The following is a 20452-nucleotide window of genomic DNA, read 5'->3' on the forward strand; positions in this document are numbered from 1 at the left end:
TTTGGTTTTTATAGTTTATAATTTTTTAATTTTTGTAGAAAACACGGTTAGTTCCTGCTTTTTCAATTCGCTCTTTTAAACTTTCAGGCAATTTAAATCGTTCCCCATATTTGTGCTCCAACTTTTCACTATACAAAGCAAACTCGGCCGCACCTATATAATCGATATACGACATAACGCCTCCGGTATGTATTGGAAATCCCAGCCCTAAAATAGAGCCAACATCAGCATCTTTTGGTTCTCGAAGAACTCCCGAGTCTAAACACTTATACGAATCGATGACCATTGCGAATAATAATCTTCTTCCAACTTCCTCTTCATTATAACTGGATTGAGGTGGATAAATGTTTGCCCATTCTTTCCAAATTGATTTTTTCTCGTTTTTTGGATACTCATAAAAACCCTTTCCTTCTTTTTTGCCCGTTCTGCCATGAATGTCAACAATAGCAATTAATGTGTTTTTCAATTGAATTTCATGAGCGGTTAAATTTGGGTCTTCGCTCATTATTGCCAACATTAATTTCAAATTAACTTCATCTGAAATAGCCAAAGGACCTACCGGCATTCCTATTTTTTTTGCCACATTTTCTATTACCGCCGGAGGAATCCCTTCTGTAAGCATTGCAATTCCTTCATTTACATATTTTCCGAAAACTCTTGAAGTAAAAAATCCCCGACCATCATTTACTATTATGGGTACTTTTCCAATAAAGGTTACATAATCAATAGCGGCTGCCAATGTTTTTTCGCTTGTTTCTTTGCCTACAATAACTTCAACCAATGGCATTTTTTCTACTGGCGAAAAAAAATGCAATCCTATAAATTTATCAGGCCTTAACGATGCTTCCGCAAGTTTCGTTATTGGAATAGTTGAAGTGTTAGAGGCATAAATCACCTCGTTACGAATCACTTTTTCGGTTTCTATAGTTACCGAATTCTTTAGTTTTTCGTTCTCAAAAACCGCTTCAATAATCAAATCACAAGGGGACAAATCATTTTCCGATTCAGAAGGTTGGATTTTTTGAAGCAGTGCATTCATTTTAAAATCAGTTGTCAATCCGTTTTTTAGTTTCTCTTCCTCTTGTTTTTTAACATAGTCTTTACCCGATTCCGCTTTTGCCAAACTCACATCTTTTAAAACTACATCTAGTCCAGCCTTGGCATTTACATAAGCAATGCCGGCTCCCATCATTCCAGCCCCTATAACACCCACTTTTTTAAACGAAACGCTGTCGTATCCTTTGGGTTTTGATTTTCCTTTGGCCGCATCGTTAATAAACATAAATGAAGACCTAATGATGTTTTTTGTTTCTTTACTGTATAAGGTAGCCACAAAATAGCGCAATTCGATTTCCAAAGCTTTATCAATATTACAAGGACCGCCGTAATAAATGGTGCTCAGCAAATTTTTGATATGGGGCAAATTTCCGTGTGTTGTTTTATAAGCCATTGCATTGGAAACGCTGAAAAACTCATTCACGCCCGAAATTTGCCCAACGCCAAATGGAGTTCCGGGAACCTTGAATTTTTTATTATCCCAAGGCTGTTCGCTTGTTCCCCTTGTTAATATCCAATTTTTAGCCTTTGAATTTATATCCTCTTCTAAGCCACAAATGGCATCCACAAGTCCGTCTTTCAAGGCTTGCTCAGCAGTTAGTTTTTTCGACTGTGTGATATATTGAATGGTTTTTTGGACGCCAATCATTCTCAAAAAACGTTGCGTACCACCCGCACCCGGAATCAAGCCCACTGAACACTCAACCAATCCAATTCGGTTTTTTGGGTCGTTGGCCATAATTCTATAATGGCAAGCCAACGCAATTTCGCAACCGCCACCCAGAGCCAAACCATTTATGGCTGCTACAACCGGTTTTCCGCAGGTTTCCATTTTCCGTAAATTGATATGGGTTTGCATGAGCATATCAAAAAATTCTTGTTTGGATTTATCATAATTTAAAAACCATTTTAAATCCCCGCCGGCTATAAAATCATTTTTGGCAGAATTAATAACAATCCCTTTTACGGCATCATCATCAATAGCTTTATTTATACTTGAAAAGAACTCTGGTATGGTACTTTCATTCATTATGTTAACCGGTGAGTCGGCAACATCCCAAGTAACAAATGCAATACCGTCTTTATCCACATTATATTTTATATGTTTCTCATTATTCATAATCTAATAATTAATTAGTTTTATAACTATTCCGTTCACAGTTTTCAGTCTCAGTCTCAGTCTCAGTGGCAGTGGCAGTTTTCAGAGTTTTCAGAGTTTTCAATAAACATTGTTATTCGCTCTCTTAACAATATTTATAAAAAAGGGAGTCTATTTTAGAAATACTTTAAAATTAACATCCTTTTTGGGCTGAAAACTGAAAACTGAGACTGAAAACTAACTAAATAGTTACTTAGTTTTTAAATCCGTTCAATAATTGTTGCTATTCCCATTCCTCCCCCAACACATAAAGTAGCTAAAGCGGTACTTTTATTTTGGCGTTCCAATTCGTCTAAAGCGGTACCTAGAATCATACAGCCTGTCGCTCCCAAAGGATGACCCATAGCAATAGCGCCACCGTTGACGTTTACTATTGAATGATCTACATTGAAATGATCCATCAGACGTAACGGAACCACCGCAAAAGCCTCATTAACTTCAAAAATATCAATATCTCCCACACTCATTTTGGCATTGCGTAATGCTTTTTCAGTAGACGGAATTGGACCTTCTAACATAATAAGCGGTTCACTGCCAATTACGGAACCCATTTTAATTTTTGCGCGAGGTATTAATCCGAGTTTCTCTCCAATTTCTTTAGAGCCAATCAGCATTAGTGCTGCGCCATCCACTATTCCAGAGGAGTTGCCGGCATGATGCACATGATTGATTTTTTCTATTTCTAAGTATTTGTCAATGGCAGTTTGATCAAACAACATCTCTCCCATTTGCTCAAAAGCCGGAGACAAGTTTGATAAGGTTTGTAACGTAGTATTAGCCCGAATGTATTCGTCGTTTGCTAAATTCACAAACCCATTGACATCCGTAACAGGAATTAACGATTTATTAAAAAACCCGTTTTTCTGGGCAATTGCAGCTCGTTTTTGTGAAGCCACGGCAAAACTATCGACATCGCTTCGAGAATATCCGAATTTTGTCGCTATCAAGTCGGCAGAGATTCCCTGAGGAACAAATTTCCCAAAAGCTGCTTCGGGCTCCATTACCCACGCAGAACCATCAATACCCATAGGCACCCGCGACATCGATTCTACTCCGCCAGCAATAATCAAACTAGACCAGCCAGATTTAACCATTGCCGCCGCTTGATTAACAGCCTCTAAGCCTGATGCGCAATAGCGATTTAACGAAACCGCTGATAAGTGGTCTCCATAATTCGAACATTGAGCAGCCGCTTTTGCAATATTTCCTCCCTGTTCGCCAATTTGGGTAACACAACCAACGATTAAATCCTCCACGAGGGTTGTGTCTAAATTGTTTCTTTCTTTTAGTGCCTCTAATAATGTAGTTAGTAATTGAACTGGGCTAAGCTGCGCCAAAGAGCCTGTGTTTTTTCCTATTCCCCTAGGCGTTCTTACTGAATCATAAATATATGCTTCCATTTTTTGTTTTTAAAGTTACCATACGGTTACATTGATAAAAAAAATGTTACCATACGGTAACAAATATAATAAAAACAGTCATTCAAAGTTAACTTTTCCTTACTTTTGTATTAAATACTTTGATTTACAATCAAATAAATAAAAACGTACTCCTAAAAAGCTGCATTTACTATATGAAACAATACACCGAAGAAACATTTCATTTCGACATCTCAAATGAAAAAATACAAAGCATCGTTGCTTTTTTAAATAAAGGAGAAACAGTAACAAAAAAAGAATTTGCCATAAAAGCCTATCTACATGTTCGCGACACTTGGCCTTATAATCCCAACAGATTTAGTTTAATAAACGAAGATTGGAAAGCTTCGGAATTAATAACACATAAAAGTGGGCATTGCATAGACAAAGTGGTTATATTAATAGCCATTTTACGAGCCGCGAATATTCCTGCAAGATTGGGATTGGCCAAAGTAAAAAATCACATTGCAATTGATCACATAGTCGAAAAATTTGGCTCGGATATATTGGTGCCTCACGGATATATAGAAATTTACCTGAACAATAAATGGATTAAAGCCACTCCTGCTTTCAATAAGGAGTTATGCCAATTATTAAACGTTCATGTACTCGAGTTTGATGGGGAAAACCATTCGATATTTCAAGAATTTGACCAAACCGGAAACCAAGTTTTCATGGAGTATCTTGATGATTACGGCACTTTTAATGAAGTTCCCTTGCCTTTTATGTTTCAATTAATGACCGATCATTATCCAAAAATTAAAGAAAAAGGAGTTGTATTAGGCAGCATTTTAAACCTATCCAATTTGTAATGAAAAAAGACAGAGCTGCAACAGAAGAAAAAATCTACAAAGCTTTTTTGGATATTTTAAAAGACAAGGGACCTCAAGGTATTGGGATTAACGCTATTGCAAAACAGGCAGGCGTTTCAAAAACACTTATCTATCGCTATTTTGGGGGAATGAAAGGTTTGTTGCTAAGTTTCGCCCAAAAAGGGGATTTTTTCAAATCTCTTTTGGCAATTGACGAAAAAAAAGACAACATAGAGAATTTAAAACTTTTTATAAAAGAAGGAACTAAAGAATTGCGTCAAAACGTTTTAACGCAAGAAATTTTGCGTTGGCAATTAATCGAAAACAACGAAGACACCAAAAGTCTTTTTAAATATTTTAACACTCAAGTAGGAAAAACATTTACAATAAACGAAAAAGACGAATCCCTGAATGCAGCCTTTCAGCTAATGATAGGCGGTTATGTTTATTTTACTTTACTGTCTAAATTTAACAAAACATTTATTTCAACCGATTTGACCTCAGAGACCACTTGGGAAAACTTTGATGATGCCATTGCAAAAACAATAGAGCTGTTTAGTAAACTATAAAATGGAATTATTTTATAGGAGGCGATCCAAATCTTAAAACCAACTTCCCTTTATCATTTGATGATCACAAAAAAACTTAAAAGTTACATTTAAAACAATTTGTTATAATTTGTTAAATCACTCCTGTAAGTTTGGCAGTAACCTTAAAAACAATAAATTTGTAAAAAAAATAGAAAGATGCAAGCAAACGATTTACTACACTTAGCAGAACAATTTGGAAGTCCACTTTATGTTTATGATGCCGAAAAAATACAATCTCAGTATAATAGATTAACAAAGGCTTTTTCTAAAGTAGCCAATTTACGCATCAACTACGCGATGAAAGCATTGTCTAATGTTGCCATACTTCAATTATTGAGAGATATGGGATCAGGATTAGACACCGTTTCTATTCAAGAAGTGTTATTAGGATTACATGCTGGTTATGCACCAGAAAAAATATTTTACACCCCAAATGGAGTTTCTATTGAGGAAATTGAAGAGGTACATGCATTGGGTGTTCAAATCAACATTGACAACTTGTCTATCTTAGAGCAATTTGGCGCAAAACATCCTCACGTACCGGTTTGTATCCGTATCAACCCACACGTAATGGCGGGTGGTAACGCTAATATTTCGGTAGGACATATCGATAGTAAATTTGGTATTTCGGTACATCAATTGCCTCATTTGGTACGTATCGTTGACAATACCAATATGAACATCGTGGGTATTCACATGCATACGGGTTCAGACATATTAGACATTGAAGTATTTTTATATGCTGCCGAAATTTTGTTCGACGCAGCAAAAAATTTCAAAGATTTGGAGTTCTTAGACTTCGGAAGTGGCTTTAAAGTACCTTACAAAAAAGATGATATCGAAACTGATATTGAGGAATTAGGTAAAAAATTATCCAAAAGATTCAACGCATTCTGTACCGAATATGGTAAAGATCTAACCTTGATATTCGAACCAGGTAAATTTTTAGTGAGTGAAGCTGGTTTCTTTTTGGCCAAAGTAAACGTAGTAAAACAAACTACATCAACCGTTTTTGCGGGAATAGACACTGGATTCAATCACTTAATTCGACCAATGCTTTATGGTTCACAACATCATATCGAAAACATTTCTCATACAAAAGGAAAAGAGCGTTTTTATTCCGTTGTTGGATACATTTGCGAGACGGATACTTTTGCGACCAACAGAAAAATTACCGAAATAAAAGAAGGGGACATTTTATGTTTCCGTAATGCGGGAGCTTACTGTTTCTCTATGGCATCCAACTATAATTCGCGCTACAAACCAGCCGAAGTTTTATGGATGAACGGAAAAGGGCATTTAATAAGAGCACATGAAACGTTTGAAGATTTATTGAAAAATCAAATTCCGTTACCTATAGAAGCAACTGTTTAACATAAATTAAAAATCCCATTTCATTGAAATGGGATTTTTAGTTTCGTATAAGTTTCAAGAATTTTTTAATATAAAACGGCATTATGCAAAACCATTATAGCAAAATATAATGAGTAATGGCATAATTTGTCTAATTTTGTAAAAAGATATTCTTATGCAAATTCAATTTCAAACCAAAGAAAAAAGCAATACCCTACAGCTAGAAAGTTTTTTAAAACTATCTAAAGTTGAGCGTATTTATGATTTTCTAAATCTTATGTATAAAGTAAATCAATTCCCTACCAAAATAAAGACAGACAAATCGGCTAATTTTTTGATTACAATTAAAGCAAAATAATATGTTTCAACCTTGGGAAGAAAACATTAACAGTTTCGTTACGTTAGCCAATATGCATCAGGTTAGAATGCTAATGGTTGGCGGAGGAGCAGTAAATTTTCATGGATACCAACGTCATTCAGCCGACGTTGATTTTTGGATAGAAACCACTGAAGAAAATTTTAAAAAATTAATTCTCGTTTTTAAAGAAATGGGATTTGAAATAGAGGATTTTCCATTAGCGGTAAGACAACAACAACAAAATATTTCCATTAAATTCTCCCCATTGGATTTAGATTTAGAATTGATAACTAATTTTTCAGTTAACAAATCATTTTCAGAAGCCTATAATGATAGTGAAGTTGCTGTAGTTAATGGCAATAATTTTTTAAGATGGAACGTTCTTTCACTTGAAGATTTGATCACTAGCAAAATTAAATCCAATAGACCTAAAGATTTATTAGACATACAACAACTAAGGGAAATAAACAAAAAGTAATTTACCCATAAAAACTTTCTAAACTACAGAAGACTTTCTAAAAAAATTAAATTCCAATTCCATTATCGTAACACCTTAAAATAAAAATCCCATCTCATTTTAAATGAGATGGGATTTTTGGTTCTATAAAAAGACATTATTTTTTAATCAATAATTCTTCCAAAACTTCAGCTTCGGTACCATTCGTGAAAGTGATTTTCAGCATTTGCGAAAGCGTAGGCGCAATCGATGTGATGTACTCTTTTTTATAAGACTCCCCTTGTGGCACATGCCAACCGTAAAAAAGCAAAGGTACATTAGTATCATAACTATTAGGCGTTCCATGAGTAGTTCCAGTTTCCTGATATTCCATATAACCTGTCTTGTTAAGAACAACAAGATCGCCATTTTGTTGCGGATCATATCCTTTAAAGATAAAATTCAAGTAATAGTCTTCCCCTGTCGCAGCCAAAATATCCTCTTGGGTATAGACTCTTTTTACTTGATCTTGTGTCATCAAAAAGTCTTTAAAACTTTTCTTCACTTTAAGCAATTCCAATCCTTTCTCTTTTATAAGCACTTGATTTAAATAAAGATTAAAGTTAGAATAATTCAAAACCAAATTAACTCCAAAAGTATCCATAGAAAATTTCTCCATAGATTTTACAATATCTTTCCCCGGAACATTGGTAATATTGTATTTATGATCTTTCATATAAATAGGGTTTTCGGCAGCAGCATGATCCGCAGTCAGGAAAACCAAGTAATTATCTTTACCCACAGTTGCATCCAAATTGTCTAAAAATTTCGCAATAGTAAGGTCCAAACGCAAGTAAGTATCCTGCATTTCCATAGATCTTGGTCCAAAGTTATGCCCTACATAATCAGGAGATGAAAAACTTACCGTTAGAAAATCAGTAACATCATCTTTTCCTAATTCTTCTTTATCAATGGCTCTCATAGCAAAATCGGCCAAAATATCATTCCCAAACGGAGTAGTTTTTATTACTTCCAATCCGTTTTCTTTATAAATTTTATTCAAATCATAAGGAAAAACAGGCTTCGCTATTTTATCCAACTTTCCTTCATACGGGTTATCATCTGGAAGACTTTCGTTGTACGTATCAAGCGGACGCAACAAGCTCCAACCCTTCTCAATATACTTCATATACGATTTTTCATTGTTGTACGCCGTCACCCAATCCGGTAATTTATCCCCATAAAAAGTACTCGAAATAAACGCTCCCGATTTAGTGTACCAAAAAGCCCAATTGGCAAAATGACCCGCTGGCAAAATAGCGCCACGATCCTTAATACTCAAACCAATCACTTTCCCTTTAAAATTCGTTGCCATACGCAATTCATCCGTAATCGTAGTACTCAAAAGATTTTTCGGAGACATGGCCCCTTCTTTTTCGGTACCTTCTACCAGCGTTTTTACACCAGCATCATCCGTACAATACATACTTTTCCCAGTCGAACGAATGAACCAATCATTTCCCATAATTCCATGAGTAGCGGGAGTAGTACCCGTATAGATTGATGCATGCCCAGGAGCCGTAAATGTAGGAACATAATTATAATTCATGTTGTAAAAAGTAAACCCTTTGCCCATCAGTCTCTTAAAACCATTCGCAGAATAATCATCCGAAAACCGATACAAATACTCCATTTTCATCTGATCGACAACAATTCCAACCACCAATTTCGGGCGTTGTTGTGCTTGACTATGAATAGAAAAAACACATACTAAAAACAACAATATTTTTTTCATACTAGATTTTAAATTTTACACAAAAATACACATTATCCCGTAAAAAAGTTCAAAAACAAAATAAGTAAACCTATAAATTAACCCATTCATAACTAAAAAATAGTAAATGCTCAAAATAATCAGCGCGTTACCGCATTAGAACTGATTCCGTAAAAAAAAACCTTTTTAAACCTAGCCGAGTTTGATTTTGATATCTGAAAATTCGTATTGTTTTATTTTTTTTGCAAAACCTTTGCAAAGCTTTTGCAAAAGTTCTTGTTTAGATTTCGTTTGATTTGAGTATTTTTCGTTAAATTATATAATGGCTGCTAGTGTTTTGCAAAGTTTTTGCAACTCTGAAACTAAAAAATATTTTTTTTCCTACAACATGGTATATCTTAATAAAAAGTTTTAGTTTTGTTTTTGAAATAAATCTTACAAAATACATGATTATTGAAGAAACCTATGATTGTTGGGATACAGTTGAACATCATACTTACAAAATAGAAAAAGGAGACATCTTAGATAGCGTAGCTCAAAAGCTTGGTAAAAACAGGGATTGTCTTAGAACATACCACAATATGCATTGCATACCAGATGCTGATGTAATACCAGATGATTTTCCGAGTCATTTAGAATACCTTCTTTTAAAACCCGAAAAATTGCAAGCCAACGGAGAACCTGAAAAAGCCCCACCAGAACCCGTGCGTTTTAGTAGTGATGCTTATCAATTGCCTTTTAAACCTGCACGCCTAAAAAACAATTATTTGGGAATGTACACCATTGAGAATGGAGATAAAAAAACTACTATAAAAGAGGAAATACTCGTAAAATGGGTAACAATAAACGATAACGGATATTCGTTTTTTGAAATCAACAAACTTTCGAAAGTATATATTGATGGTTACGAAACGGATTTAATAGCCGACCAATTAGCAGAAAAAATGGCTTATGCTTTTTATCCGTTAACGGTTATCGTTAATGAAAAAGGCAAATGGGTTGATATTCATAATTATGACACTATAAAAGAACGATGGGAAAATACGAAAACTGAAATTCTAAAAGAATATCAGGGAGAAGTGATAGAAGAATGGTTGGATATTTATGACTTACAAATAGCAAACAAATCCGCAATAATAAAAGCGCTTAGTTCTGATTGGTTTCTAAGAGCCTTTTTTAACGGAATCAACACCCAATACAATAAGGAATTAGTATTTGAAAACGAAGTTTACTTTCCAATATCGACAAAAACAAGTGATGTAAAGTTTAAAGTAGAGCAAAGAATAGACCCTGATTTAGATTCTTACAATCTAATTAATATAACCCAAAAGGGCATACTTGCTGATACCCGTACAAGAGAAGATTTTGAAGGAGATACTGATTTTCCTTACGATACTTTATCAAACGAAGAACCCGAAAACGCTGAGGGGACTTATACCGCAACTTATTTTTTGAATCCAAATAACTATTGTGTGGAAAGTCTCTTTTTGGAATGCACCATAGCTCTTACTGTTCCTCAAAAAGTGACTGTACAAATTTCTAATTTAGACGACAATGAAGAAATAAGAACACAATCTACCGTAAGCTTTTTTGCAGGAGAAGTAGAGAAGGAAGAAAGTTTATTTAAAGGAGTTCTAAGACTTCTTAGAGGATAATAAAATAAAGAATTATGAGCGAAAAACATATTGTAGTACAAGGTGCTACCTGCAAATGCAAATTTAGTGTAGAGCCAAAAGTTGATAAGTTAAAAGTAAAATCGCAAACAAAGCATTTTGCAAATGACAAAGACGGTTCAAAAAAATTAATTGCAAGCGATAAAGACATAGGACAAACACTAGAGAAAAACACTTTTGGTAAATGCAAAATGCAACCCGCAGGAAATGATTATTTACCCTGCCAAGCTGTGATTACCAAATGGAGTGGTTTTTATGAAGAAATGACTCTATCCAATAAAGGAAAACCATTGCTAGAAGACAGTAAAGGCACTTGCCCAATGGGTGCGCCCGATTGTATCGAAATCACAAAACACGGACAGATTACAGAAGCCAGTAAACAAAATGTAAAGAATGCAAACCCTGATGTTCAAAATAAAATAAACCCGTTATTGAATTTGAAAGGTATGGATAAACCCAAACTGAAGCATACAGGGATGGAGCAAGCGAGTGGACAAGGAAATAAAACAGAGTTCGTTGTATTTGTGATACAGGGAGTCGGTACTAACCCTGAGAATGGAAAAGAGAGAGCAAAAGACGATAAATATAGTTCTGTTGATTATGGAGGATTAGGAAAACTAACCAATTTAAACTCGGAACAAACTAAAGTTTATGTTTATTCTTCTTCCAGAACCGAAAATACGAAGAATGCAGTTCTTAAAATGATAAAAGATTTTAGGTCTAAAGATGGAAATGTAAAGATAATTATGGTTGGTCATAGTATGGGTGCAGATAATATAATTGAACTAACAAAAGAAAATCCAAGTATCACATTCGACTTTATCATTACATTAGATATAAAAGACGCCGCCAGAAGTGGTACTTTTAGTATCGATGATGATAACATAAATGCTAATGTTAAAAATGCTATCAATTATTATCAAGAAGGAGAAAGGATTGGTAACGAGCAGATAGAAATAGAAAATTCAAAAATCACAAATGGAGTAAATATCTTGTCTCCAGGATCTAATCACAGGTCTATTGATAATGATTTAAAAAATTATTTGATAGAAGATTGTACGAATTTCATAAATGGCAAAGAGGCTGTAAAACTAGCCAAAAGCAGAAAATTACCGACTTTTGACCCTGCAAAATCAAACTCTAAAAAAATCTCATATAATAATCATAACTATGGAGAGAAGATTGCATAATAAAAAAATATACAACATTGTTGTCAAAATAAATATAATATCTATTGTAATTGCATTAATGTATTTCTTTTTTTTATGGAAATATGTGGGGGATTGGTTAATGAACATATTATGGATTTATATTCCCAGTATAATGATTTTAATATTCGCATTTTATCTGATTTTTAGAGTCAATATAAAAACATCTTTGTTTTTTCTAATAATAAACTCAATCATTTTGTATTTAACAATCGATTATATATCGAAAGCATTAGTAATGTAAAATGTAATCTGATATATAAAGACATCAACACTATGAAAAAAGGCGTAAAAAAAATTAAATGGACAGGTAAAGGGGAAGTTTCTAAAACATATTCCATACCTGATGTTAAACTCACTGCAAAAGGAAATCAATTCGTCTATTTTAAAATAAGCGAATGGGAAGAGGGTACAACAGAATTAGAAAAAGGTAAAAATGTTTTTTGGCATTTTCAAAGCTATCGTTTAAGGGAAACCGTACTAAAAACGACAAAACCATACAATGAAGATTATGGTGTAAAAATTCCTAAAAAACTTTGTGGGCCTTATGCCTATTACTTAGAAGCCAGTATTCCGTCTTTGAGTGATTCAAAAAAAGCAGGATTAGCCGTAGGCGGATGGTGCGAGCAAAAAATCATTCACAGTAAATGGAGTACAACCAATGATGGGGAGGATGTTGGTAAATCTCACGTTTTTTCGTACGGAAACACCATACACCTTAATTTAGATACCGAGGGTCTTAACGGATACACAAATCTGATTGTTGATATTTACAGAAAAGGGGAAGATGATAAACCAATAAAAGTTTATACAAGTGTAGATGTTGCAGATGGAGAGGTAAATCTTTCTCTTTCGGACACTCTTTCTTGGTATGGACAAATAAAAGGGATTAAAGATGTAGAAGAGTTTTATGTAAAAATCAAAAACCCTGTAACTAAAGAATACATACCCAATAGTAATAATGAGACTATACATGCAAGCTATCTGCAAATAAAAAAGAAAATCGAGCCTAGTCCACAAAAGCCACCTACAAACCAAACACCTCTTAAAGTAGGGAAATTAGATGAATATTTAAAAAATGCAGGGCATTGCAGGTTCAAAAAAATTATCATCACTAAAGATGATAAACCAACACTGCTTTTTGATGAAGGCAAATTTATAAGAAAGTTAAACCCAAATGATAAATCTATTGTACTGGAACGAATACACTATGATTATGACAAATGGGAAATTCGGGAAGATGCAAAACCATTTTTAGAAAAAATTGCAATATTCTTGCTCGAACCACCTCGATTGCCTGTTGAATTAGGTTCGCATACTGACATTAGAGGAACAGATGAATATAATCTTAAATTGTCAGAAAAAAGAGCGCAAAGCGTAGTAGATTATCTGATAAAAAAAGGAGTTGACCCCGTTAACATTTCGTCAAAAGGTTTCGGAAAATCAAGATTGATAAATCATGGAGAGGGTATTTTAGAAGAACTGCACCAACAGAACAGGAGAACTACTTTAAAATTTAAAATTTTCGAAAACGATGCTCAAGCCCTTGTACATGATGTTATTGTGCCTAGCTACAAAATGCCGAAGAAACTCAAAATAGACATCAACGGATTTACTCGAAAAGGTTGCGTGAAAACAGCCGACCATAAAAACGAAATAACATTTGTTGATAGTTATAAAGAAAAAGGAAAAAAGTCTTTAAAAGATGGCGATAACTCAATAACCCACTCTGTACATTCCATAACGCCAAGCATACCCGAACTAATAGAGGCTTTTGTAAAGGGAAAAGGGAAGAATATCTATAGTTTTTATGTGCACTCGTGCGCTTATTACTCTATTGCCAAACCCGAGCATCCTACCTTTGTAATCAATGCCTATCCCGACGTTAACTGGGTGGGGCATTTTCGCTATGATTATCCATCAGCCCCGTTTTACAAAGATATTCCTGTTAGTTTAGCAACTGGAATTAGGTTTCTTACAAAGCTAAAAGAAGAAATTAAAGGTTTTATTGGAAACATCCCCTTTCTTTCAGGAGAATCAGAAGAAAGTGTAGGTGAAGTTGTTGACTTTCTCACAGCTATTCCAGACAGCGTTGCAGTTGGGTTTCATGCACTACATGATTTTTCTAATCCAACAACGCCTACCGAACGTATAGATTACACGGAAAAGTACAGATGGATGGCTGAGCTTTATATAGCCGAAGTGAGCCTTGCGGTAGTTCTTGTAGAGTTACTTATTTTATACCTTACAAAAGGTAAGGGTTCTTTTGGTCGATTAAGAAAGTATAGAAAACTAGCCAGAGCATCCAAAAAATTAGATGCATTGGGTTTTGAACTGATGACCCCGAGTATTTCATGGTCTCAAGGGGATTATTTTGAGAAACAAAAAGATGGGCGTATTGCTAATGTAACCAAAGTACGTATAATGGCTTACCCGATTATTGGTATAAAATACAACAAAGTACATAATCTAGTCGATTTGTCTAGAGATTCAGGAGATTCAGCAGGAGCAAAGAAACTGTTCGACAACTATGGGTTAAAAGCGACACTAGCCCTAGATTTCAAAGGGACAATAAATGCCGACTATACGGCTACATATAATGCGCTTACAAAAGAATATTCCATTTTTGAAAAAGCGAGTAACCAATTAAAAAACTCCCACGGAACATATGACGCCAGTACAGTGATAACGGTAAGTGCCGAGTTAATAGTTGATGGAGTTGTCGACAAAACAATAACTTGGATACCGCTTGTTCCGCCACAACACATAAAAGTAGAATTATTAGGGAAGGCAAGCCTTGGGGGTTATGTTTCTTTTTCTAGGCAATACGGCATAGAAAACAGACAATTGTACCATCAAGATACTACTACTTTTTCGGGACTTAAAGGGGAAATGACATTGAGAGCTGTTGCAACTAATAACGACTCAGAACTTTTTGATTCTAACCCAACTGGTAAAACAACTCCAATTACTTTATTTGGCAAGCAGAAGATAGAGTTGAAAAAAGTAGTATACTTTAATTTTTAACACATGAAAAAAGCGCTCGTTTACCTAGCATTAATAGCAAGTCTTAACTCTTGCTCCCAAAAAAAAGAACAATTAAAAGAAATAAACATGAATATCACTTCAGACAATATTGCAGATAAAATAACAGAACAAGTAAAACACTATCCAAAAGAACCCATTTATTATTTATATGCAAGCAATTCGCTTTGTATTTATGAGATTTTAGTAAATGATTATCCTATACATAAAAATTATAAATACGAGCAAGAAGCCACACCTATTTATATAAACAAAGCCATCCTAAAATCAGGGCGACAAAAAATAACCTATCGTTTGTATCCTGCCCCTGCAGAATTTAACGGGGGTAGCGATGTTTTTGATTTAGACACCAAATTTGATGTAAAGGTATGCAAGCAAGATTTAAAAAGAAGCGGTTCGCATGAAGTTATAAAAGAAGAAAAAACACCTATAAAAGAAATAAAGGTAGGTGATGGAGAAAATGAAAAAGAAATCGAATTTGTAGGCAAAGGAAAGAAATATTACGAATATAGTTTTTATTTTGACGCCGAAGTACCGTATGAAAATGAGGGGTGGAGCAATGGTGAAGATTTAAGAGAAATAGACCAAAATTTACTTAAAGAATGGGTCTTGAAATTTTATCTTTCTAGAAAAAAAGAAATTGACAATAAAGATTTAGACGCAATAGCAAGACTTGCATACCTGCCTCTTAAAGAACAATTTATCAGTGAATATTCAGAGACAGACCGTATAAAAAAAGGATGGAATGAATATGTAGCAACTTATAAAAATATGACATATCAGTTTCAACCATTTGAGAACTATAAAATGGTGCTTTTTGGAGAAGGTAAAATCGTTTGTTTAAGACAAATTAGTACTGATGTAAGATTAAGAGAGAAATCGGCTCTTTGGGGAAAATATAAAGATGAAAACGGCAACACTAGAGGAGATTTTCATAATCTTTATCTTTACCTCCCCTTAAATGGTAATCTATCTGATTTACAAGTAATACGGTAATTAGATATGAAAAAGTATTTCATATACAGTATGTTTTTTGTTTGTTGCGTTTCTTGCTCCCAAAATAAAGAACAAATTAAAGATACAAATATGGGCATTACAGCCAATAATATTGTTGCAAAAACAGTACAACAAGTACAGCATTACCCAAAAGAACCTATTTATTATTTATATGTTGCCAATTCGCTTTGTGTGTATGAAATATTGGTTAATGATTTACCAGTACATCAAAATTACAAATACGAACAATTGGCTACGCCAATTTATATAAATAGAGCTATACTAAAATCGGGGCGACAAAAAATAACCTATCGTTTATATCCTGCTCCAAAAGAGTTTAATGGTGGTAGCGATGTTTTCGATTCAGATACTCAGTTTGATGTAACTGTATATCAACAGGATTTTAAAAGACCTGATGCAGATACCGAAGTTTTGGTAAAAGAAGAAAAATTACCCATAAAGAAAATACAAGTAGGAGATAAAGAGTCTCAAACAAAAGAAGAATTTGTAGCCAAAGGGCAAAAGTATTATGAGTATAGTTTTTATTTTGATGCCGAAGTACCCTATGAAAATGAAGGCTGGAGTAATGGGGAGGATTTAAGAAAAATTGACCAAGACTTACTCAAACAATGGGTCGTTAAATTTTATAATTTAAGAAAAAAAACGGTAGAGGAAAACAATAAAGATGCTTTGGCAAGACAAGTTTTTGAAGGGCTAAAAGAACAATTTGTGTCTGAATATCAAGAAAGAGATTACATCAAGGATGCATGGAATGAATTTATTACAAAATATGATAATCCCACTTATCAATTACAGCCTTTTGAAAACTACAAGATGGAGTTTTTTGGAGATGGTCGATTGGTTTGTTTGAGACAAATTAGTAATGACGCAAGATATAGGGAAAAATCAGCTCTTTTTGGAAAATATAAAGATGAGAATGGGAATACTAGAGCTGACTTTCATCGTCTCTATCTTTATCTTCCCAAAGGAGAAGGTTTAGAGTATATACAAATGATACGATAGTTGGTTATGAGAAAGAATTTGATGTTTGCAATGCTTTTTGTTTGTTGTGTTTCTTGCTCACAAAACACAGACAACTTAAAAGACATAAATATGGACATCACAGCAAACAATATAGTTAGCAAAATTACCGAACAAGTAAAGCATTACCCAAAAGAACCTATTTATTATTTATATGTTGCCAATTCGCTTTGTGTCTATGAGATATTGGTCAATGATTTCCCAGTGCATCAAAATTACAAATACGTGCAAATGGCTACACCTATCTATATAAATAGTGCTATACTAAAATCGGGACGCCAAAAAATAACTTATCGAATATATCCAGCCCCCAAAGAGTTTAATGGCGGTAGTGATGTTTTTGATTCAGATACTCAGTTCGATGTAGGAGTGTATCAACAGGATTTTAAAAGACCTGATGTAGATACTGAAGTTTTAGTAAAAAAGGAAAAGTTACCCATAAATGAAATACAAGTGGGGGACAAAGAGTTTGAGAAAGTAAAAGAATTTGTAGCCAAAGGGCAGAAATACTATGAGCATAGTTTTTATTTTGATGCCGAAGTGCCATGTGAGATTGAGGGATGGAACAATGGCGAAGATTTAACAAAAATAGATCCCATTCTACTAAAAGAATGGGTAGTTAAGTTTTATAATTTAAGAAAAAAAACAGTTGAAAATAAAGATAAAGATGCTTTGGCAAGACAAGTTTTTCAAGCTTTAAAAGAGCAATTTATTGCAGAATATCAAGATAAAACATACATAAAAGAGGCTTGGGATGAATTTATTGTAGCTTATGACAATCCTACTTATAAGTTAGAACCTTTTGAAAACTACAAAATGGAATTTTTCGGGGATGGTAAATTGGTTTGTTTAAGACAAATAAGCACTGATCCTAGATATAAAGAAAAATCGGCTCTTTTTGGAAAATATAAAGACGGAGATGGCAATACTAGGGCAGATTTTCATAATCTCTATTTATATATTCCTAAAGGAGAAGGTTTAGAGTATATACAAATGATGCGATAGTAAACTAAAAATAAATAATATCCCGCTTCTCAAAGTATCCTTTAAAAAAATAAATTTGTCATGCACGCTACACATGTCTCTGTCTTTGCCAGCGGGGATTTAGATTCAACTAAAAAATTCAATAAAAAAAAAGATGATCGCAGAAAATCCAGAATTGAAAAATGCAATAAAAATTGTTTGGTATTTCTTTTCTGTGATTTTCATTTTAATCATCTTAGTTACATTATTTAAAACTAAAGAATTTATTACAATACAGTGTGAATACAAATTGAATAGGAAAGAATGTTTTTTCTGCGGAATGACTAGAGCTTTTTTTGAAATTAGTAAACTAAATTTCCAAAAAGCTTATTATTTAAACAGGGGAAGCATTTTTCTTTACAACCTGATTACTTTGAATACAATCATAATTACAATAACCCTATTTAAAAATCAATTAAACAAATTAACTTTATGAAAACAACTAGCCTGGTCTTAGGAATTTTATCAATTTTCGGAATGTTATTCGCTTTCATTCCCTGCCTTGGTATTTTCAATTGGCTAAATATACCTTTTGCGATGATCGGACTAATTATTAGCATTTTGGCTTACAATGAAGAAGACGAAAGCCCAAAAGGAAATGCGATAGGTGGAATTGTCATGTGTGCAATTGCTATATTTTTGGGTTCTATTCGCCTAATCATAGGTGGAGGTGTTTTTTAAAATTTTCTTACTTCCAATAGGCATGTTTATTAGGAAATAAACGCATCACTTAATTTTAAAGAAACAAAGTTGTTGTCTTTTAAGGAACAATTTATAGTTGAATATCGAGATTCCACATATATAAAAGAGGAATGGAATGAGTTTGTTACAGTTTATGACAATCCTACTTGTGAGCTACAACCTTTTGAGAACTACAAAATGGAATTTTTTGGGGATGATAGATTGGTTTGTTTAAGGCAAATTAGCACCGATGTAAGATTAAGAGAGCAATCTGCTCTTTGGGGAAAATTCAAAGATAAAGATGGTAATACTAGAGCCGATTTTCATGCTCTTTACTTATATATTCCCAAAGGAGAAGGTTTAGAGTATATACAAATGATACGATAGTCGGTTATGAGAAAGAATTTGAAGGATTATAAAATAGAATACTAAAGCATTTCTAGTTTAGAAAATGTAATGTTAGGATTTTATAATAATAAGTATTTAACAAGAGTGTTCAAATTTCAATATCAAAAATTTGACGGAACAATTAACTCAGTATCACGAGTTTTTCTAACTAAATTAATAGCGATTAAAAATAGAATTATTTGATAAAAACAATAATGAGTTTCTAAATACAGAAAATGAAAAGCAGATACCGTCAAATGTATTTGTTCTTTTTTTTCGCAAAACAAATGAAGCGTTACAAAATAGCGCAGCAATGGTGTAACAAAACACTCCTTAATTCCTTACGAATAGTCCTAAACCGTCACCCCATTAGAAAAAGAGGCCCAATTTACATTGCGCTCATTCGGACTCTCTCCCTAATGCGGTCGGGCTTCCCGATAATTATCGGGATGGGCTACTTCGGTAGCTTCCGTCTATCCCTCACGCTCACTGCTATCAAGACCTTTAGTACAAAACGGCCTTACATTATTACAATCCACTATAAACAAGAATCTTACAGGCCATTCGTCAGTTCGCTTTCGCTCGGGTGTGGTGAAAAAACTTAATCATTTTTGTGAAAACTAAAAAAAATAAATCTTAAATTTGAGTATCAAACCACTGATTATGAACATGTACGACAACGAGAACACTGTCCAAAAATCATTTGACGACCAGTATTTATCCGAAGATTTATTACAAGCCCAATGGGCCGAATTTACGGAACTCAAAAAAGTCATCTCAGAAGTATATCTTAAAAAAGGAAGTCCGCTTACCCTTTTGGACATCGGAATAGGAAGCGCCAGAATAGCCAGACACCTAAGCGCCATTCCAGAAATGTGGCAAATGATTGAAACCTACGAAGGCACTGATAACGCCGAAGCCTGTATAAAACTGTCCCAAGCAACTGCAAAAGAATTGCATATTGAAGACAAGCTAAAAGTACATTTACTGGATGCCATTCATTTAGAGCAATTGCACAAAAAATATGATTTAATAATTTGCACTTGGTTTACTCCTGGTAATTTTTATCCTGATGATTTTTCTTTCGATTCCTATAACGACTCCAGTAAAAGATTTGATTTATCCAAGAATGAAAAATTTAGTACTATTTTTTCAAAAGCCTATTCGTTGCTCAATTCTGGAGGAGAAATAATTCTGGGTGCCTGCTACATCGACAACGACAACACCCGAAAAAAACAAGAGCAATCCTATCAAAAAATGGGAATGAAAGTAATCACAAATGCCAACGATAGTTTTACGGCAACCAAAGAGCTGTTTTGGTCGCAACGATTTACCCAAGAAAAAATCAAAGCCTATTTACCTTTTGTTGCACCCGAAAATATAGTATTCACAGCACTTGACCCTTATGATTATGCTATGCAAATCAGGATTAAAAAATAGAA

The 20452-nt window shown here is 34.0% G+C and carries 18 protein-coding genes; 15 read left to right on the forward strand and 3 right to left on the reverse strand.

The genetic code is table 11. The features are described from left to right. Positions 1-25: 25 nt before the first annotated feature. Positions 26-2176, reverse strand: a complete 2151-nt coding sequence (locus tag FNW52_RS05555; protein WP_143376471.1) for a 3-hydroxyacyl-CoA dehydrogenase NAD-binding domain-containing protein — start codon at positions 2174-2176, stop codon at positions 26-28. A gap of 239 nt (positions 2177-2415) precedes the next feature. Beyond that, on the reverse strand, positions 2416-3615 hold the full coding sequence (locus tag FNW52_RS05560; RefSeq protein WP_143376472.1) for an acetyl-CoA C-acetyltransferase: 1200 nt from the start codon (positions 3613-3615) through the stop codon (positions 2416-2418). Between the two features lie 173 nt (positions 3616-3788). Here FNW52_RS05560 and FNW52_RS05565 point away from each other — a divergent pair, with 173 nt between their 5' ends. From FNW52_RS05565 to FNW52_RS05585, 5 genes are all read left to right on the forward strand, one after another. Continuing rightward, positions 3789-4445 (forward strand): transglutaminase-like domain-containing protein, encoded by a 657-nt coding sequence (locus FNW52_RS05565; protein ID WP_143376473.1) that lies wholly within the window; start codon positions 3789-3791, stop codon positions 4443-4445. Continuing rightward, positions 4445-5014 (forward strand): TetR/AcrR family transcriptional regulator, encoded by a 570-nt coding sequence (locus tag FNW52_RS05570; RefSeq protein WP_143376474.1) that lies wholly within the window; start codon positions 4445-4447, stop codon positions 5012-5014. Before FNW52_RS05565 ends, FNW52_RS05570 begins: the two co-directional genes overlap by 1 nt. Positions 5015-5191: 177 nt before the next feature. Then, positions 5192-6409, forward strand: coding sequence for a diaminopimelate decarboxylase (gene lysA / locus FNW52_RS05575; protein WP_143376475.1), 1218 nt, complete (start codon positions 5192-5194; stop codon positions 6407-6409). 154 nt (positions 6410-6563) lie between these two features. Beyond that, positions 6564-6746 carry a hypothetical protein gene (locus FNW52_RS05580; RefSeq protein WP_143376476.1) on the forward strand — a complete coding sequence of 61 codons (183 nt, stop codon included), beginning with the start codon at positions 6564-6566 and terminating at the stop codon, positions 6744-6746. 1 nt (position 6747) lies between these two features. After that, positions 6748-7224 carry a nucleotidyltransferase gene (locus FNW52_RS05585; protein ID WP_143376477.1) on the forward strand — a complete coding sequence of 159 codons (477 nt, stop codon included), beginning with the start codon at positions 6748-6750 and terminating at the stop codon, positions 7222-7224. 136 nt (positions 7225-7360) lie between these two features. On the opposite strand, the gene pafA is transcribed toward FNW52_RS05585, so the two are convergent. Next, positions 7361-8977, reverse strand: a complete 1617-nt coding sequence (gene pafA / locus FNW52_RS05590; protein ID WP_143376478.1) for an alkaline phosphatase PafA — start codon at positions 8975-8977, stop codon at positions 7361-7363. Positions 8978-9402: 425 nt separating this feature from the next. Between pafA and FNW52_RS05595 the strand changes: the two genes are divergently transcribed. The 10 genes from FNW52_RS05595 to FNW52_RS05640 all read left to right on the forward strand — a co-directional run bounded on the left by FNW52_RS05595 (position 9403) and on the right by FNW52_RS05640 (position 20450). After that, positions 9403-10611, forward strand: a complete 1209-nt coding sequence (locus FNW52_RS05595; RefSeq protein ID WP_143376479.1) for a peptidoglycan-binding protein LysM — start codon at positions 9403-9405, stop codon at positions 10609-10611. A 14-nt stretch (positions 10612-10625) separates the two neighbouring features. Next, positions 10626-11819: a DUF4280 domain-containing protein gene (locus FNW52_RS21275; protein ID WP_143376480.1), complete on the forward strand. Its 1194-nt coding sequence runs from the start codon at positions 10626-10628 to the stop codon at positions 11817-11819. A gap of 294 nt (positions 11820-12113) precedes the next feature. Continuing rightward, on the forward strand, positions 12114-14864 hold the full coding sequence (locus FNW52_RS05605; protein WP_143376481.1) for an OmpA family protein: 2751 nt from the start codon (positions 12114-12116) through the stop codon (positions 14862-14864). Between the two features lie 3 nt (positions 14865-14867). Then, positions 14868-15878, forward strand: coding sequence for a hypothetical protein (locus FNW52_RS05610; RefSeq protein ID WP_143376482.1), 1011 nt, complete (start codon positions 14868-14870; stop codon positions 15876-15878). A gap of 6 nt (positions 15879-15884) precedes the next feature. Next, on the forward strand, positions 15885-16901 hold the full coding sequence (locus FNW52_RS05615) for a hypothetical protein (protein ID WP_143376483.1): 1017 nt from the start codon (positions 15885-15887) through the stop codon (positions 16899-16901). A 90-nt stretch (positions 16902-16991) separates the two neighbouring features. Next, positions 16992-17924 carry a hypothetical protein gene (locus FNW52_RS05620; protein ID WP_143376484.1) on the forward strand — a complete coding sequence of 311 codons (933 nt, stop codon included), beginning with the start codon at positions 16992-16994 and terminating at the stop codon, positions 17922-17924. Positions 17925-18057: 133 nt separating this feature from the next. Next, positions 18058-18378: a DUF2752 domain-containing protein gene (locus FNW52_RS21280; protein WP_143376485.1), complete on the forward strand. Its 321-nt coding sequence runs from the start codon at positions 18058-18060 to the stop codon at positions 18376-18378. Beyond that, positions 18375-18623, forward strand: coding sequence for a hypothetical protein (locus tag FNW52_RS05630; RefSeq protein WP_143376486.1), 249 nt, complete (start codon positions 18375-18377; stop codon positions 18621-18623). Before FNW52_RS21280 ends, FNW52_RS05630 begins: the two co-directional genes overlap by 4 nt. A 69-nt stretch (positions 18624-18692) precedes the next feature. Beyond that, a complete protein-coding gene (locus tag FNW52_RS05635) occupies positions 18693-19010 on the forward strand; it encodes a hypothetical protein (protein WP_143376487.1) in 318 nt (105 codons plus the stop codon). Positions 19011-19673: 663 nt separating this feature from the next. Further along, on the forward strand, positions 19674-20450 hold the full coding sequence (locus tag FNW52_RS05640) for a class I SAM-dependent methyltransferase (RefSeq protein ID WP_143376488.1): 777 nt from the start codon (positions 19674-19676) through the stop codon (positions 20448-20450). Positions 20451-20452 lie beyond the last annotated feature (2 nt).

It is taken from the genome of Flavobacterium sp. ZT3R18 (genome assembly GCF_007097385.1).
Taxonomy (GTDB): Bacteria; Bacteroidota; Bacteroidia; order Flavobacteriales; family Flavobacteriaceae; genus Flavobacterium.

Coding starts and splice junctions, on each gene's coding strand:
- FNW52_RS05555 (WP_143376471.1), bottom strand. CDS start 2,176: ATGAATAATGAGAAACATATAAAATATAATGTGGATAAAGACGGTATT.
- FNW52_RS05560 (WP_143376472.1), bottom strand. CDS start 3,615: ATGGAAGCATATATTTATGATTCAGTAAGAACGCCTAGGGGAATAGGA.
- FNW52_RS05565 (WP_143376473.1), top strand. CDS start 3,789: ATGAAACAATACACCGAAGAAACATTTCATTTCGACATCTCAAATGAA.
- FNW52_RS05570 (WP_143376474.1), top strand. CDS start 4,445: ATGAAAAAAGACAGAGCTGCAACAGAAGAAAAAATCTACAAAGCTTTT.
- lysA (WP_143376475.1), top strand. CDS start 5,192: ATGCAAGCAAACGATTTACTACACTTAGCAGAACAATTTGGAAGTCCA.
- FNW52_RS05580 (WP_143376476.1), top strand. CDS start 6,564: ATGCAAATTCAATTTCAAACCAAAGAAAAAAGCAATACCCTACAGCTA.
- FNW52_RS05585 (WP_143376477.1), top strand. CDS start 6,748: ATGTTTCAACCTTGGGAAGAAAACATTAACAGTTTCGTTACGTTAGCC.
- pafA (WP_143376478.1), bottom strand. CDS start 8,977: ATGAAAAAAATATTGTTGTTTTTAGTATGTGTTTTTTCTATTCATAGT.
- FNW52_RS05595 (WP_143376479.1), top strand. CDS start 9,403: ATGATTATTGAAGAAACCTATGATTGTTGGGATACAGTTGAACATCAT.
- FNW52_RS21275 (WP_143376480.1), top strand. CDS start 10,626: ATGAGCGAAAAACATATTGTAGTACAAGGTGCTACCTGCAAATGCAAA.
- FNW52_RS05605 (WP_143376481.1), top strand. CDS start 12,114: ATGAAAAAAGGCGTAAAAAAAATTAAATGGACAGGTAAAGGGGAAGTT.
- FNW52_RS05610 (WP_143376482.1), top strand. CDS start 14,868: ATGAAAAAAGCGCTCGTTTACCTAGCATTAATAGCAAGTCTTAACTCT.
- FNW52_RS05615 (WP_143376483.1), top strand. CDS start 15,885: ATGAAAAAGTATTTCATATACAGTATGTTTTTTGTTTGTTGCGTTTCT.
- FNW52_RS05620 (WP_143376484.1), top strand. CDS start 16,992: ATGGACATCACAGCAAACAATATAGTTAGCAAAATTACCGAACAAGTA.
- FNW52_RS21280 (WP_143376485.1), top strand. CDS start 18,058: ATGATCGCAGAAAATCCAGAATTGAAAAATGCAATAAAAATTGTTTGG.
- FNW52_RS05630 (WP_143376486.1), top strand. CDS start 18,375: ATGAAAACAACTAGCCTGGTCTTAGGAATTTTATCAATTTTCGGAATG.
- FNW52_RS05640 (WP_143376488.1), top strand. CDS start 19,674: ATGAACATGTACGACAACGAGAACACTGTCCAAAAATCATTTGACGAC.